A 15,994-nucleotide genomic window follows, 5' to 3' on the forward strand; every position below is an offset into this window, starting at 1 on the left:
ATCGTTTCGATTTCGCTCTCTATCGTTTCACTTGGTCCTCCATTGTTTCGATTTCGCTCTCTATCGTTTCACTTGCCCTTCCAACGTTTCGATTTTGCTCTCTATCGTTTCACTTGGTCCTCCATCGTTTCGATTTCGCTCTCTATCACTCTAATCTTTACTCCATCGCTCCAATTTCACTGTCTTTCGCTCCATTCTCTAGTCCATTGCTCCAATCTACATCCCACATCCATACACAAAAAAAGCAGCAAACACCGTGTGTTCACTGCTTCGTCTTTCTAATATGGGCTAGATGGTTCACTTAGATCTTGTGCTTGCTCAACGGCTGATTTTTGATTTGAGCCGGATTTGCCTAATTGTTCAATTCCCTCTTTCACTCTTCGTCCGTATTCTTCATTGGCCTCCGTTAAATTCCGGATCATTTGTTCTTGAGCTCGCTTGTCTGCTTGGCTAATGCCTGCGGAGAGGTTTTTAATTAGCTCGTCTTTCTCCCAGTCCGATAATCGCTTATACGTTTCACCGGCTTGACCAAAATTATTCGGGCGATCGATTGGTGCTTTGACTACCCGTCCGCTAATTTCTGGCTCATGAGGTTTGCCATTCCGATCGGCTTCTCGTAGACCTTCTACTGACGGTTCGTAGTTAATGTGTGGGTTATGAGAGGGCGGAGTGTCTACATGATAAGCCATCTGCCCATCTCGTTGATTTGTTGCTACTCGTTTTTTTGGAGCGTTAATGGGAAGCTGTAGATAGTTTGCTCCGACCCGGTGACGCTGGGTATCCGAATAGCTAAAGGTTCTGCCCTGAAGCATTTTATCATCTGAGAATTCTAATCCATCTACTAACACACCCGTACCGAATGCGGCTTGTTCTACCTCTGCAAAGTAATTCTTTGGATTTTTGTTTAATGTCATTTTCCCTACTTTATGCCATGGAAATTGATCCTTATACCAAAGCTTCGTATCATCAAGTGGATCAAAGTCTAAATCTGGATGGTCATGGTCTTCTATAATTTGCACGTATAACTCCCATTCAGGGAAGTTTCCTTCTTCAATGGCATCATATAAATCCTCAGTCGCATGATTGAAGTTTTCCGCTTGAATCTTTTCAGCTACTTCTTGTGTTAAGTTCTTAATTCCTTGCAATGGTTCCCAGTGATACTTCACGAGCACAGCTTCGCCTTTTTCATTTACCCACTTATATGTATTGACGCCTGATCCCTGCATCTGTCTGTAGTTAGCAGGTATGCCCCATGGGGAAAATAAAAATGTAATCATATGCGTTGCCTCTGGACTCTGAGAAATGAAGTCAAAAATTCTCCCTGGATTCTGAGTGTTTGTCACTGGATCTGGTTTGAATGCATGAATCAAATCAGGAAATTTCATGGCATCTCGAATAAAAAAGATTTTAAGGTTATTCCCTACAAGATCCCAGTTTCCATCTTCAGTGTAGAACTTCACCGCGAAGCCTCTTGGATCTCTTAACGTTTCCGGAGAATGGGTGCCATGAGTAACTGTAGAGAATCGTACAAAGACTGGGGTCTGCACATCTGTATTGGTAAAAACCTTCGCTCGAGTATATGTTGAGATTGGATCATCTCCAACCTTCCCATACGACTGAAAATATCCATGTGCCCCAGCACCACGGCCATGCACAACACGTTCAGGTACCCTCTCGCGATCGAAGTGACTAATCTTTTCTAGAAAATCGTAGTTTTCTAAAGTTGAAGGACCACGGTTTGTGACGGTTTTGATATTTTGATTGTCAACGATTGGTTGTCCTTGTCGATTGGTTAGCGTTTGATCCGTTTCATTAGACGCTTTCCGTTGGTCGTGAGCATTTCCCTCATGCTGTGCATTAGTCTCTGAATTATTTTCCAAGTGAATAAACCCCTTTTTCTGGTCAATTTTGGATCGCTCTTATTGTTCTCCAAAACAGGGGTTTATTATTCTCTTCATTATTCAAAGCTATATTTCTCAATACCCTGATCTACTTCAAAAAAGAGCCAGATACAATAGTACCTAACTCTTACTCTTTTCCACGATTAACTAAATCAGTATATCCCCAATAGATTTTTATTAATTAACTATCCCATACTCCGTAATCTCCACAGCAACATTTGCTTTAAAATCAACTGATGGGTACACATCTTTCCATTCATTATTCTTCCAAATCTCATCATGAAAGGCATGCACTTTTCTCCCGATGCCTAGGTAGTCGCATTGAGCTTCTTGCATTTTTGTAATGACTTGATTGGCTTCATTTGTGAGTTGTTCTGATAGCTCTGTATTTAATCGTTTAATGGTCTTTCTCTCTTCTAGGTGATGATGTGGATATTCGGTTACATTTAATTTCAGGACAACATCCACTTTGACCGACAGCTGTCCGTCTTGATTTTTTGTTATGTTCAATGCACGTTCTAAATTCTTTACGCCTACTGTGACATCGTCATAAAGATTCTTTTCATCAGAGTTTACATTAACTTTACGCGTTATATAGTGTGATCCTTTTTTACTTCCATCTAAAAGAAGTAATAGAATAGATTCATCCGTATTTAACTTTCCAGTCATTTGTAGTCCATTAAATAAACCAACGCCTGTTAATTCCGCCCCATTTTTTGAGTCTAATACCTTTAATGTAGGAATAACGGCATCCTGACCATCATCGTGGACGATCGTCAAGGTGTTTTGAAGGTTTACAAGTGGAATTACACCTTCCTCCATCCCACTTAATAAAATACCACTAAGATAATCGCTAATAAGTGGCATATTTTCAGTTTTTACATGGAGAATTGATTTAGCTTCGCCTTCAACGATAGCTAAGTTAGCCGTTAATGCACTTAAGGGAGAACGAAAATTTGTATCTAATACCGAATAAATATCGTATTTTGCTAAATCCTCACTAAAAAAAGTCACTTCATTTTTTGTTGCAAACAGCTCACTGCCTATTTTCTTGTCTAATTCGGACCGACTGTCACGAGTGTTATGTCCATTGGCTGAAATAATGGTTGTGTTAATTGGGATTTTCTCATTTGATGTACCGCTCACAACAGCTACCGTGGTCGTTATTATCCCCGTATCCGTATCAATATCCAGTGCCTGTGCATTAATTAACGCCACATCTTTTAAAAGCTGTTCATCCCAACATCCAGACAGACATAAAAATAAACAACTACATATCACGAACCTTATTAGTAGCCGCCGCATGTCCATCCCCCTTTTTGTAAATCAGAATATGTATTCTCCGTGTTTTACTTTCTCCTTTTATTTAATCATTTATGTACTAAACGCTTATTCATTAGAATTAGAAACTGATTTAAGGAACTATAAAAAAACAGAAGGTGACATAACCTCAGTAACTCAATCTCTTACAAATGAGCCTAAACCAGCGTAGGACATACATTTAGACTCCAGTGGGAGTAAAGGCCTGGGTGAGACTTCCCAGTGCGTAGCACAAGCAGGCTCACCAGCCGGACCGGTAGCAACTCTCTCAACGTGAAAAAAACCGAAACATTTTGCTCATTAAAACAGCAGAATGTTTCGGTCCTTATAATAAATAATAACAGTTCTAACCCAGCCCCTTAAAGGCAAAACATATTAGTTCAATTCCTCAGCAATTTCATCAAGCACAATATCAATTGCAAGTGGTGAATAATAACCGATCCAGAGGGCAGTATTTTTTTCATATACATGATCTTCTGTAACAGCTTTTAATCCCTTCCAAACAGAGGTATCTTTGAACTCATTCGTAAGTTGCTCATTTGTGTCATCTTGTAGTAAAAACAGATGATCTGCATCTAATTCCGGCATAACTTCAATGGAAATCATTGAACTTGTATCCGTACTTTCTGTAGCCATATCAGGTGGAGTTAATCCTAAGTCTTCATATAAAATGGCCGCTGTGCGATGTTCCGTAGTGTGAAGACGAATCATATCATCTCTAGGACGAATCAGAGCAACTGTTTGATCTCCGATTTTTTCATCTAACGCTATTTTGAGGTCGCTCACTTTTTGATCATACTCATCAACAATCTGCTGTGCCTCATCTGGATGATTTAGAATATCACCAAACTTCAACTGGACCGTCTGCCAATCTTCCATCCGATCTAACACAAGAGTAGGCGCGATGCTTTCTAATTGGTCATATATATCTTCGTGAGCATCCGTCGCAATAATGAGATCCGGTTCTATCGAAAGGATTGCTTCTATATTAGGCTCTAGATATGTTCCGAGTAATTCTGGGTCCCCAGGAAGATCCCCGAGATACTCAGGAAGTCCATTATCAGTTTCAGCAAACACTGTTCCTACCGGCTGCTCTTCTAATGCCAACATATGATCCAAGAATTGAACATCAAGAACGGCAATCCTCTCTGGCACGCTCTCAAAGGTCATCTCACCTTTTAAATGCTCAACTGTTACTTCACTCACTTGTGATTCAGACGGGTCCTCTTCTTCTAATGGTTCATTTCCATTATTATCTGTATTAGAGCATGCTCCAAGTAACAAAATCGTTGCTGCTACTAAGTTTATGGTCCATCCTTTTTTATTCAAAAATACACGCATCTAACTAGCCCCCTTTATTTTAATTGATATTGATACTCATCATCATCTATACTACTATAAAGATTCAGACTCGCACCGTCCATGGACATAACCGTCTTTCAATGGATGATAGCGACACAAATGGAATAGCGTCCATTGAAAGAGGAGGATATCTCTTATGCATACTAACGACAACTCACAAGACGATCTATCTTCGTTATTGTACTCACTAGAAAACGCTACACATTTCCAAGCAGTAACTAGCATAAGGCAAAGTCGCTTCCTTCATGGAGTTGTGCTCTTTAAGGAAAAAGATGTAGTCGTACATATAAATGGGTCTCGCCATCAGATGCATCAAGCTGAACTATTATTCCTACATGCTGATGATAAAAAAGAGCAAACCATCCATTTTGATCGTGCTCTTGAGGGATATCATCTGCAATTCTCTGCCTTAAAAAACCAGGGACACGGACAATATAAGAATGTATCGCTTCCTTTACCGCAAAGCATTGCAACATCCCATAAGCTTTTATTGCAGTCAAAAGCGCAAGATATTATAACCCATCAGGGCCGAACAGATGGATGGGATACTGTGAGAGCTACTACCCTTTTTCAGGAATGGGTCTATACATTATTCAATGAGATACGGACGGATCAATCCTTACCGCTTAAACAATTAATTCGTGATAGTAGGGATTACATCCATGAACATTATCATCTAGACATCACACGAGAACATCTTGCACAATTAGCCGGATTACACATCGATTATTATTCACGGAAATTCAAACAGGAATATCAAAAAAGTCCGATTGCGTATCTGAATGACGTGAGACTTCATCAGGCTAAGCAGTGGCTCATTCAAACACAAGAGCCGATACGCTCTATTGCCAAACGTGTTGGCTTCAGTGATGAATTTTATTTCAGTCGGAAATTCAAAGCAAAAGAAGGCTGTTCACCAGTCGTATATGTAAACAAAATCAAGCAATCCAGCCGAGTCGCTTCACTGAATCATATGGTAACAGGTCATCTCATTGCACTTGGATTGGAACCCTATGCAGCTATAATGAATAGCTCATTCCCTATTGTTCATCAGTTAGATAAAACCATTACAATTGGTAGTCAAAAGCCTGACCTTGAACGATTACTTTCAGCCAAACCAGATCTAATTGTTCGCTGTGCACCTGCCAACCAAGAGCAGACAACAAAGGATGAATTATTTAATCATATAGCACCGACTCTCACATTGTCCTACCAAGACGATTGGCGAGATCATCTAAAAATAATTGCACGAATGGTTGGAAAAGAACAAGAAGCGATCGATGTTTTGGATAGATACCACACCAAGGCTGAGATGATTAAGGGCCGAATCAAGAAAAAAATGATGAATGAAACCATCCTTATTCTCGGTATAGGTGAAGGGGCACAATGTGTATACGGACAAAGAAATCTTGGAACGGTTCTTTATGGTGATCTGCACCTTGGCGTTCCTACTGGAATTGAGGATATCACTCATTTAAAAGAGGTCTCATTCGAGGAATTGGCTGCATTCAAAGCAGACCGAATACTATTAACGATTTATCGAAACAAACATCGCCTCCCTAGCAAACAAGCGATACGTAAGCAATTGCTACAAATGCAACAAAGTCTGGAGTGGCAATCACTTAAAGCGGTCCAACATAATAAGGTCTACTCCATTTTCGACAGTAATCACTTATATACCAGCTATAATTCACTATCACACAATTTATTTCTTGATAAGATGAATCAGCTGCTAGTGGAAGAGGTTCATTAAATAAAACACGTAAATGTGAAGTAAGATCACGTAAATGTCTATGTTCATCCTGAGCTATATCAATAATAATGAAAAATAAAGCTCATTTCTTTAAGCTTTCAGTTCAGGAAGGTGAACCATGGCCGTTAATAGCTTACAACTTGAAGATCTAAAATCCTTTGGCATCCTACCTTGGACATCAGATACACAAGGGATGAGAATCACAGACTTATTAGATGAAAATACCTGTCGAGAATTTCTTGATCAGTATATGAACGATATTGGAGCTCCTACGCGAAAAGTAGCAGCCTCATTATTTATGAAGCATTACGCTCGATTAACGGTTGCTATGGCTCTTCATCAGATGAGTATAAAAAATGGGGTACCAGCCATTCCCGTTGAAGCTTGTCTATTTAATAAAGATAGAAAACTCTGCATTGAGCCAGAGCACTATTCATGGCAGGAGTGGCACACAGACGCCCGACAAGCCTGGCAATATGAGAAACTACAAACGATCATCACAGAGCACATCACTCCTCTCATTATCAACTTGAATAAAGTAGCAAAGCTCTCAAACAAGATTCTCTGGGAAAACGTAGCCGTTCGAATAAACTCTGTTTATCGTAAGCTACTCGCACAAAATCTCGATCAAACCCAAAGGAATCAGTTGGTTCAGGACTTCTACTTTCTCAAACAAGCAGATGGGGAGCTTTGTAAATGGAAAGAGAACCCTTTAGCGCCTTACTTACATTTAGAAACCCCAGAAACCGGTACATGTGCCAGGCAAACATGCTGTATGTATTACATGATGCCCAAAAACGAATACTGCGGTGTTTGTCCGCTACCTAAAAACCCTTCCTCTTAAATAATGAGGAAGGGTTTTTGCCTTGGTATGTATTACGTGTTTGATTCATATCTTGATATTTCAATCAAGTTCTCGTCAGGGTCTCTGATATAGATGGATTGAATTGGGCCTAATGCACCCGTTCGTTTAACAGGACCTAGTTCAATCTCCACATTCTGTTGTTTCAGATGCTCCATCGTACTTTCTTGGCTTTCATTTGTGATGAGACAAATATCACCAGATCCAGACATAGGACTCTTTGCCTTTGGATCAATCTCCTGACCCACTTGGTGAAAATTAATCTTCTGTTGGCCAAATTTCGCAGCCTTTCTACCTTCTCCAAATACCTCAATCTCCATGCCGAGTACTTCTTGATAAAATATACACGATGCCTCAATACTTTTCACCGTTAATACAAAATGATCCAAACGTAAAAAGTTCATTAAACTCACTCCTCCTCTCAATGATCATAGTTTAAGCTTGTTTCTCATCAAAAAGTCTTTGCGCTTTCTTTGAGAAGTTTTGAATCGCACGATCAGAATGATTCTTAAGCATATCAATCACTTCTTGGATTGATTCCCGGTTTATGCCCTCTTCATCAAAGCGTTTATCTATAATTCGATAAAGAGTGACTGCTGCATCTTGAACAATGAATTCATCTTCCTTGACCACAACCTTCTTAAGTTGAGAAAGGAGCCAGTTCGTATCACTATCTGTGTTGATGAAATAAAGTAAAGCTGAACTAATTTTACCGATATTATGACCTGAGAAGACTTTTTTCCCTTGCTCATATGAGAACTCTATCTGGTCCTCTTCAAATTCATCTTCCTCATCATCGGACTCCTTGTATAGCTTAGACAGGAATTCATCAAAAGACTCCGCTAAGGTCGCCTCAAACTCTAAATCAATATCAAAAAAAGCAACACTTGGCTCGCTCTGATTCTGTCTATAATCTAAGGCTACCCAAGTTGAACCATCGCCACTTAGTAAAACGATCTGGCTGGGTAAATCCCATTCTTTTATTAAATATGAAGATTGAAGAACGCCTTCACTTGGATCTAAGCTTAATCCGTAGAGAAGGTCTATCGGTAAACTTCCGTCTTCATATTCATAGGCATACGGAAATTGATTGAGATGTAAATACCCCCCATTTTGCACCTTTAAAAGGTCTAGATAGGCTTTGGGAAAGCGAATGTTTAACTGTTTCTCCACGCCCTGGATCGTTGAATCAGTTAATGGAGCTAGCTCATACTCATCAAATATATCTGATGTCCAATATGTTTGAGTCACTTATAATCCTCCTTCTGCTGTATGTTACTACATTGTTCATATAATAAGAGAAATATTTGATGTAGAGGAGAATTTACGCTATTGCTAGATCTTAGTATATCATTCAGACACCCACACAAAATACAAAGGAGAAAACCCGAGGGTTCAACTAACTAACAGGAATGGAGTCACCAAGAGATATTTATACGTAATCAAGATGAATCAAGTTTTAAAAAGAGGGAGAAGACGTTACCAATAGAGATCATTGTCTAACTAAGACCAATTTAACATTTACTAAGTTCCGATGCCTGTTACCAAGAGCTTCGCTAATTCTATTCAGATATACGTCAAATTTAGCAAGACCTACTAGCACCATCAAAAATCCCACCTTTGATAATTGGTTTAAAATATAGCATCAAGTTGATTTTGAGTTTTTTATCAAGCGGTATCGCTGTGAAATATGAAGGATGGAGATTCACCAAGAGCCACCCCACCGCTCAATATACGATCAATCCAAAGAAAAAACGGACAGCCTCTGCGTCCGTTTTTGTATCATCACGTTTGTGCTGTATATTTGCGAATGGCTGGAAGAATCTTAGTTGCGATGATCTCAATATTTTGTTCTAGTTTTTCAAATGGTACTCCGCCAAAATCCATTTGAGCTACATATCGCTGATGGCCAAATAACTCATGTTGATAGAGGATTTTTTCAATAATTTGCTCTGGGCTTCCCACGTTCATAACGTTTTGGCTATCTGCGCCCTGTTCAAATTGAAAGCGAGGAAAACCTTGCCCATTTGTTCGTTTCATTCCTTCATTAATATGAGGGTAGTATTCGTTTATCGCTTGCTGCGTCGTTTCTGCTGCGTAAAAGAATCCCGCTGTTGAAATCGGGAGCTCAGCTGGGTTAAACCCACCTTCTGTTGCTGCCATTCGATAAGCATCAATGGATCGTTTAAAAGCAACTGCTGGTCCTCCCAGATGTGCTAAAAACATCGGTACTCCTGCATGACCCGCTTTGATCGCACTAGTTGGTGTTCCTCCAACCGCACGCCAGATCGGTAATTTTCCACCTTCAGGGCGTGGAATGACCTCTGCATTTCTTAATGGTGCTCGAAACTCACCACTCCAGTTCACCACTTTTTCTTCATTAATTTTTCTAAGTAAATCAAACTTCTCTTCATATAGCTCTTCGTAGTTTCTGAGATCATAACCAAGGAGCTCATATAACCCTATTCGGGAAGCACGTCCAGCAACAATCTCTGCACGCCCACCAGATAGTAAATCAATTGTTGAGAAATCTTCATATACTCGAACTGGATCAGACGTGCTAATAATTGTTGAACTACTAGCTATTTTAATCTTTTCTGTCGCCTGTGCTATGGCTGACAGTACAACCGTGTGGGCTTGTGTAGCAAAATATTCTTGATGGCTCTCACCCACACTAAAAAAATCAATTCCTGCTTGCTCAGCCAACTGTGCCAATCGAATAATTTCCTTTAGTCGTTGGGCTGCTGAAATCCGTTCCCCAGTCCTTGGATTGGCTAAGTGATCTCCTAATGTATATAAACCAAATTCCAATCCTTTAGCTGGATTTATTCGATATGCTTCCATCTAATCACCTCTACCTCTATTATAGGTAGGTCGGTGATTATTTGTAAGTACGCACTAAAAAGTAACCTTACATAGAAATGGATACTGTTCTTATTGAAGTTTCCCTTTCGACAAAAACGGAAATACTAGCTACATATATATAAGGAGGAAACAAAATGGATCATCAAATAAAGCAATGGCTTAAAGATTTAACAATAGAAGAAAAAGCAGAGCTCTGTAGTGGGCAGGATTTCTGGACTACTCAGGGTGTTGAACGTCTTGATATTCCCTCGATTATGTTAACAGATGGCCCACATGGTTTACGTAAGCAAGCTGGGGCGTCTGACCATCTAGGCTTAAACGACAGTGTACCTGCCACGTGTTTTCCATCCGCTGTAGGACTCGCTTCCACTTGGAACCGCGAGCTTATTTTTGATGTCGGGGTTGCTCTTGGAAAAGAAGCTCAACATGAAGATGTGGCTGTTCTTCTTGGACCAGGTGCTAACATCAAACGTTCTCCATTATGTGGTCGGAACTTTGAATATTTTTCAGAAGATCCTTACCTTTCTGCGCAGTTAGCTGCCGCTCATATTAAAGGGGTCCAAAACGAAGGCGTAGGCGCTTCTTTGAAGCATTTTGCCGTAAATAATCAAGAGCATCGTCGAATGAGCGTGGATGCCGTGGTAGATGAACGTACGTTACGTGAGATCTATCTAGCTAGCTTTGAAGGGGCTGTGAAAGACGCTAAACCTTGGACCGTCATGTGTTCCTATAACTTGATAAATGGTGAGTATGCGTCAGAGCATGAGCGTCTTCTAACAACGATCCTCCGAGATGAATGGGGCTTTGAAGGTCTTGTCGTTTCTGATTGGGGAGCTGTGAATGAGCGAGCTGCCGGAGTAAATGCTGGTATGGATCTTGAAATGCCAACCTCTAATGGAGTAGGAAAACAAAAAATCCTTGAAGCTATTTCTGCTGGAGAGCTTGATGAGCAGGACCTTGATACAGCTGCGACACGTATTCTTGAGCTTGTGCTAAAAGCAACAAAACAGAAGCAGAGTGAACGTAAAGTGGATATGGATGAACAACATCGTTTTGCTCGTAAAGTAGCAAGTGAATCAATTGTGCTCTTAAAAAACGAGAAGCAATTGCTACCATTGCAGAAAAAACAAAAGGTTGCCATCATCGGAGAACTTGCCAAAAAACCACGTTATCAAGGTGGCGGTAGCTCTCATATTAATCCATATAAACTGGATAATGCTTACGATGAACTTGCTGAATTAGCTGGGGAAGAGCAATTAACCTATGCACGAGGATATGACCTTGAAAAAGATAAAACAGAAGAACAGTTAATACACGAAGCTGTTGACGCAGCTCGTACTTCAGATGCCGCTGTTTTATTTGTTGGCTTACCTGATCGCTATGAGTCTGAAGGATTTGATCGCACACATATGTCTCTACCAACTAATCACGAAGCACTTATTCAAGCTGTACTAGAGGTCCAACCTCAGACGGTCGTTGTGCTTAGTAACGGCTCACCTGTTGAAATGCCTTGGGTAGATGACGCTTCATCAATTATTGAGGCGTATCTTGGAGGACAGGCAAGCGGTGGAGCTATTGCAGATATATTATACGGAATCGAATCTCCGTCTGGTAAATTAGCCGAAACCTTCCCAGTTAGATTGCAGGACAACCCTTCTTATCTCTATTTCCCAGGCGAAGGAGATCGAGTTGAGTACCGCGAAGGATTATTTGTTGGCTATCGTTATTACGATACTAAAAAGGTTCAAACCCTTTTCCCATTCGGACACGGTCAGACCTATACGACTTTTGAATACGAAAAAATGACTGTGAATGCACAGCAACTCACTGAGAATGATGAGGTAACTGTGACCGTTCATGTTAAAAACACAGGCGAATGTACGGGTAAAGAAGTCGTTCAACTGTATGTTCATGATAAGAAGGCCTCTGTAATAAGACCAGAGAAAGAGCTTAAAGCCTTTGAGAAGGTTGAGCTTGCACCCGGTGAAACAAAAGAGGTTCGGCTAATACTTGATCGACGTTCCTTTGCTTTTTATGATACAAAAACAGATGATTGGACAGTCGAAAATGGCGAATTTGACCTGCGTGTAGGTTCATCATCTGCACAAATTCATCTTTCTGAGACCATTTCAATCTCATCTGTAGAAGAACCAAACTTTGTAGTCACCCGTAATTCTACGATTGGTGATTTAATGAGCTCTGCTCATGCAGAGAGAGTAAGTCAATGGATGGAGACGCACTTTGGTAACAATCCATTCACAGCAGACTCTCAGACAGAAGAACAGGTTGACGAAGGCGGCTCGGACATGATGAGTGAAATGCTTAAGTATATGCCACTTCGAGCATTGGTGAATTTTCAGCCATCCGTTCAAGCAAATAAAGCACTTGATGAGTTAATCGAAGAATTAAATCAATAGAATAAAGAGACTGCCTACATAGTCGTGATCAGCGACAAAGCAGGCAGTCTCTTTTTATTTTCATTAAAACATACTCAACGAATACTTCTTCGACATCATTTCTAACAAACGTACTCCAGCAATACTATTGCCTTTATCATCTAAAGAAGGACCACAAATCGCTATTCCACATTTCTTCGGAAGAGAGCCCATCACTCCGCCAGCGACACCACTTTTTGCTGGAATTCCAACCTTGATCGCAAATTCACCTGATGCATTATACATTCCACATGTCACCATAAATGTTTTACAGATACGGGCAATGTCCAATGGGATAATTTGCTCCCCAGACACTGGATCTGCACCATCCATTGCTAGTACACACCCAACACGCGCCAGATCAAGACAGTTCATTTCAATAGCACATTGCTTTGTATACAAATCCATTAGATCTTCGACTTCTTCTTCAATCACACCATGTTGCTTCATAAAGTAACAGAGCGAGCGATTGAGGTGACCTGTCTCATATTCTGACTGGGCTATCTTTGCATTGTATGTAAGTGAATCGTTGCCTGAGAGCTTACGAATGAATAAAAGCAGTCTCTCCAATCGATCCGACACTGAGTCACCTTGAATCATATGTGTAATGGCTAAGGCGCCTGCATTTATCATCGGATTTAGAGGCTTGGATGGCTTATTTGTTTCAAGCTTCGCAATCGAATTAAACGGGTCCCCTGTTGGCTCTTGCCCTACATGATCAAACACATACTCTTCCCCACGATCCATTAATGCAAGAGCTAGCGTCAGCACCTTTGAAATACTCTGCAGCGTAAAGTTTTCTGATGTATCGCCTGCTGAATAGCAACGACCATCCGGATAGTATAGTGCGACGGAAAGCTTATCCTCATCTGCAAGAGCAAGGGCCGGAATATAATCCGCTACTTTACCATGTTTGGTCAGCTGTTTTGCTTCCTCAACTAACGCCTCTAATTCTTCGTTTGACTGACATCTCATTTTATCCACTCCGATTTCTATATGTACCTATAGAATAGATTATCCAATAATTACATTTGTATAATCTCATAGTAGCACTAAAGCCTATATACCATAAATAAATATGATAGATAGGCTTTGCGTACGTTCAATATATATCTTAGCTTTTATCCATATTGTAGCTTATAAAGGAGAGTGCCGAAGCGATTAAGGCACAAGCACCACCAACAAGCGCAAGGTATGGCAAGCTTCCATTAGCAACAACAAGTCCACCTAATGCAGAGCCTAGTGTTATACCTACATTCACTGAAACAGGAGTTAAAGAGGATGCAAGGTCTCTTGCTCCAGAAGAATACGCTTCAGCCCTGTCCATTAGGTACACTTGGATGGTTGCGTTCATCATGTAAAGCGTAATAGCCATTAGCATAATACTAATTAAACCTGCGACCGTGAAGCCCATCGTAACAAATAGAGAAGCGATGATAAAGGCTTGTACAATAAAGGCATAACGCAAATGACCAATACCTTTACTGCTTGCTATTTTACCGGCTAAAAAGTTACTAGCGATTGAAAAAATTCCGTATACAAGTAGGACAAGTCCCACTGAACGAGAGGCGATACCTAGTTCTCCCTCCAAGATAGGCGCAATGTATGTGTAGATCGCATAGGTACCAGCAATACTAAACGTTGGAATAAAAAAGGCGATCAAGATCTTTGGGTCCTTAAATAAAACGAGTTGTTGCTTAAGAGAGCTTGCGCCACTCGCTTTTAACTTAGGCAGAACGAATAGTGAAATGATAAAAGCTACCAAACCAAGCGCCGCAGTGACCCAAAACGTAAGATGCCAAGATCCTAGCTGCCCAATAAATGTTCCAAGAGGTACACCTAATACATTGGCAAAGGTAAAGCCAGCAAAGATCAGTGCAATGACAGAAGATCTCTTGGCAGCCGGCATTGTCACACTTGCAATCGTCATGGCTAAAGCCGTAAGAACTCCACTTGCAACAGCTGTAAAAATTCGTGCTGCTAATAATACATTAAACGAAGAAGTTAGTGCGCTGACCACGTTCCCCAGAATAAAAATCCCAATTAATACTAGCATAAGAGGATATTTTGGGAATCGACTTACCCATCCAGTTAGTAAGGGAGTCCCCACCGCATAAGCAATTGCAAATCCTGATACAAGAGTACCTGCAGCTGCTACACTTACATTTAAATCTTGTGCTACCTCTGACAATAATCCTACAATGACAAATTCACTTGTTCCCATTACAAATGTAAGTAACGTTAACGTAAAAGCTAAAATGGTTTGTTTCTTTGTTAATACCATATTGAATAACCCACCCTTATATCTATTAATCGGAATATACCGATATAATTACACAAAAAAGAAATCCTTTATGGATTCCTTGAACTTCTTTACAGCTCTACATCCAAATATTGAACTAACTTCTTCAGCGTCTCTTCATCTCTTCGATAATACGTCCACTGGTTGTAACGAACCGATTCAAGTAAACCAGCACGTTGCATCATAGCTAAATGTTGTGAAACCGTTGATTGAGAGGCTTGAACCTTTTCTTGAATGTCTCCTACACAAACTCCCCCTTTATAGTGAACCTCCTTTGGAAGATGCGCTTGTTGTTTAGGAAAATGCTTCTCTGGTTCCTTAAGCCAATGCAGGATCTGCAGTCTTTTTTCATTTGACAATGCTTTTAGCACTTCAATAATTTCCATGGTTACATTGTATATCGGTTTATTCCGATATTCAACAATAAGTTCTTCTTATTCTATGAGATGTCTGCCGTTCCTCCTCGCTTTCTTACTCAATACACTGTACCAAGGAGGAGGACAACATGTATTCATATCTTGCAATAGGTGATTCACTCACAACAGGTGTTGGTTCAACAAATGGTGGATTTGTTCTGCCTTATCGAAAGTTAGCCGCTGAGAAACTCGAACAAACCATTTATATTCAACAATTAGCAAGAAGCGGATTAACCTGTGAACAAATCGTTCGCCTAGCATCTAAACATAGAAGACGTATCTTCCAAGCAGATATCATGACCATAACAGCAGGAGGCAATAACTTTATTGATGCCCTAAAATACATGCAACGAACAGGTTCAATAGAGCATTTACCCGATACTGCATCAAATGTGTACCAGTGCTTACATCGACTGATTCACCTAATCGACGAGACGAAAAAAACGAGCAATAAACCCTATATCATTCGAATCTTTACCCTATACAATCCATTACTAGAAGACCCTGAGCTTAATCAGCTTTTAACTACATTTAACCGTAGCTTATATACATTTGAACGAAATCGTCATGTGCGAATTGTTGATGTCAGCTCTATATTTGATAGAAGAGATGCCGGTTCTCTATCAAGAGATGGCGTTCACCCAAATAACCATGGATATGAGCAAATGGCCATTGCGGCTTATCGTACGGGGTTTAATCCTTTGTGATTCATAGTAAAAAGCCCTTAATTTTAATTAAGGGCATAACATGTAATAAACTTATGATGTCATAAAGGATC

13 protein-coding genes are annotated in these 15,994 nt (G+C 40.3%); 4 read left to right on the forward strand and 9 right to left on the reverse strand.

The window, feature by feature from the left end:
* Positions 1–278: 278 nt before the first annotated feature.
* The 3 genes from J2S05_RS10505 to J2S05_RS10515 all read right to left on the reverse strand — a co-directional run bounded on the left by J2S05_RS10505 (position 279) and on the right by J2S05_RS10515 (position 4,562).
* Positions 279–1,880 carry a catalase gene (locus tag J2S05_RS10505; protein ID WP_306982542.1) on the reverse strand — a complete coding sequence of 534 codons (1,602 nt, stop codon included), beginning with the start codon at positions 1,878–1,880 and terminating at the stop codon, positions 279–281.
* Between the two features lie 198 nt (positions 1,881–2,078).
* The gene (locus J2S05_RS10510) at positions 2,079–3,206 is read right to left on the reverse strand and encodes a Ger(x)C family spore germination protein (protein ID WP_306982544.1); all 1,128 of its coding nucleotides are present in this window, start codon (positions 3,204–3,206) and stop codon (positions 2,079–2,081) included.
* A gap of 390 nt (positions 3,207–3,596) precedes the next feature.
* Complete coding sequence (locus tag J2S05_RS10515) at positions 3,597–4,562, reverse strand: ABC transporter substrate-binding protein (protein WP_306982545.1); 966 nt, start codon at positions 4,560–4,562, stop codon at positions 3,597–3,599.
* A 157-nt stretch (positions 4,563–4,719) separates the two neighbouring features.
* On the opposite strand from J2S05_RS10515, the gene J2S05_RS10520 reads away from it, so the two are divergent.
* Both J2S05_RS10520 and J2S05_RS10525 read left to right on the forward strand, forming a co-directional pair.
* The gene (locus J2S05_RS10520; RefSeq protein WP_306982548.1) at positions 4,720–6,336 is read left to right on the forward strand and encodes an AraC family transcriptional regulator; all 1,617 of its coding nucleotides are present in this window, start codon (positions 4,720–4,722) and stop codon (positions 6,334–6,336) included.
* A gap of 118 nt (positions 6,337–6,454) precedes the next feature.
* Positions 6,455–7,180, forward strand: a complete 726-nt coding sequence (locus J2S05_RS10525) for an IucA/IucC family C-terminal-domain containing protein (RefSeq protein WP_306982549.1) — start codon at positions 6,455–6,457, stop codon at positions 7,178–7,180.
* 32 nt (positions 7,181–7,212) lie between these two features.
* On the opposite strand, the gene J2S05_RS10530 is transcribed toward J2S05_RS10525, so the two are convergent.
* The 3 genes from J2S05_RS10530 to J2S05_RS10540 form a co-directional block, all read right to left on the reverse strand.
* On the reverse strand, positions 7,213–7,602 hold the full coding sequence (locus J2S05_RS10530) for a VOC family protein (protein ID WP_306982550.1): 390 nt from the start codon (positions 7,600–7,602) through the stop codon (positions 7,213–7,215).
* Between the two features lie 31 nt (positions 7,603–7,633).
* A complete protein-coding gene (locus J2S05_RS10535) occupies positions 7,634–8,449 on the reverse strand; it encodes an SMI1/KNR4 family protein (RefSeq protein WP_306982551.1) in 816 nt (271 codons plus the stop codon).
* 534 nt (positions 8,450–8,983) lie between these two features.
* Positions 8,984–10,042 (reverse strand): LLM class flavin-dependent oxidoreductase, encoded by a 1,059-nt coding sequence (locus J2S05_RS10540; RefSeq protein ID WP_306982552.1) that lies wholly within the window; start codon positions 10,040–10,042, stop codon positions 8,984–8,986.
* A 155-nt stretch (positions 10,043–10,197) separates the two neighbouring features.
* Here J2S05_RS10540 and J2S05_RS10545 point away from each other — a divergent pair, with 155 nt between their 5' ends.
* Positions 10,198–12,480 (forward strand): glycoside hydrolase family 3 C-terminal domain-containing protein, encoded by a 2,283-nt coding sequence (locus J2S05_RS10545; RefSeq protein WP_306982554.1) that lies wholly within the window; start codon positions 10,198–10,200, stop codon positions 12,478–12,480.
* Positions 12,481–12,543: 63 nt separating this feature from the next.
* Here J2S05_RS10545 and glsA read toward each other — a convergent pair whose 3' ends face one another.
* The 3 genes from glsA to J2S05_RS10560 form a co-directional block, all read right to left on the reverse strand.
* On the reverse strand, positions 12,544–13,473 hold the full coding sequence (glsA, locus tag J2S05_RS10550) for a glutaminase A (RefSeq protein ID WP_306982555.1): 930 nt from the start codon (positions 13,471–13,473) through the stop codon (positions 12,544–12,546).
* A gap of 139 nt (positions 13,474–13,612) precedes the next feature.
* Positions 13,613–14,782 (reverse strand): MFS transporter, encoded by a 1,170-nt coding sequence (locus J2S05_RS10555; protein WP_306982557.1) that lies wholly within the window; start codon positions 14,780–14,782, stop codon positions 13,613–13,615.
* Positions 14,783–14,871: 89 nt separating this feature from the next.
* Positions 14,872–15,186, reverse strand: a complete 315-nt coding sequence (locus J2S05_RS10560; protein ID WP_306982559.1) for an ArsR/SmtB family transcription factor — start codon at positions 15,184–15,186, stop codon at positions 14,872–14,874.
* Between the two features lie 119 nt (positions 15,187–15,305).
* Here J2S05_RS10560 and J2S05_RS10565 point away from each other — a divergent pair, with 119 nt between their 5' ends.
* Positions 15,306–15,923, forward strand: coding sequence for a GDSL-type esterase/lipase family protein (locus J2S05_RS10565; RefSeq protein ID WP_306982561.1), 618 nt, complete (start codon positions 15,306–15,308; stop codon positions 15,921–15,923).
* The last annotated feature ends 71 nt before the right edge of the window (positions 15,924–15,994 follow it).

The organism is Alkalicoccobacillus murimartini, assembly GCF_030813245.1.
Classification (GTDB): Bacteria; Bacillota; Bacilli; order Bacillales; family Bacillaceae_D; genus Alkalicoccobacillus; species Alkalicoccobacillus murimartini.

What these genes read in the sequence shown, in the direction of transcription:
- J2S05_RS10560 (WP_306982559.1), bottom strand. Translation starts at nt 15,186, where the DNA reads ATGGAAATTATTGAAGTGCTAAAAGCATTGTCAAATGAAAAAAGACTG.
- J2S05_RS10565 (WP_306982561.1), top strand. Translation starts at nt 15,306, where the DNA reads ATGTATTCATATCTTGCAATAGGTGATTCACTCACAACAGGTGTTGGT.
- J2S05_RS10520 (WP_306982548.1), top strand. Translation starts at nt 4,720, where the DNA reads ATGCATACTAACGACAACTCACAAGACGATCTATCTTCGTTATTGTAC.
- glsA (WP_306982555.1), bottom strand. Translation starts at nt 13,473, where the DNA reads ATGAGATGTCAGTCAAACGAAGAATTAGAGGCGTTAGTTGAGGAAGCA.
- J2S05_RS10540 (WP_306982552.1), bottom strand. Translation starts at nt 10,042, where the DNA reads ATGGAAGCATATCGAATAAATCCAGCTAAAGGATTGGAATTTGGTTTA.
- J2S05_RS10555 (WP_306982557.1), bottom strand. Translation starts at nt 14,782, where the DNA reads ATGGTATTAACAAAGAAACAAACCATTTTAGCTTTTACGTTAACGTTA.
- J2S05_RS10530 (WP_306982550.1), bottom strand. Translation starts at nt 7,602, where the DNA reads ATGAACTTTTTACGTTTGGATCATTTTGTATTAACGGTGAAAAGTATT.
- J2S05_RS10545 (WP_306982554.1), top strand. Translation starts at nt 10,198, where the DNA reads ATGGATCATCAAATAAAGCAATGGCTTAAAGATTTAACAATAGAAGAA.
- J2S05_RS10510 (WP_306982544.1), bottom strand. Translation starts at nt 3,206, where the DNA reads ATGCGGCGGCTACTAATAAGGTTCGTGATATGTAGTTGTTTATTTTTA.
- J2S05_RS10525 (WP_306982549.1), top strand. Translation starts at nt 6,455, where the DNA reads ATGGCCGTTAATAGCTTACAACTTGAAGATCTAAAATCCTTTGGCATC.
- J2S05_RS10515 (WP_306982545.1), bottom strand. Translation starts at nt 4,562, where the DNA reads ATGCGTGTATTTTTGAATAAAAAAGGATGGACCATAAACTTAGTAGCA.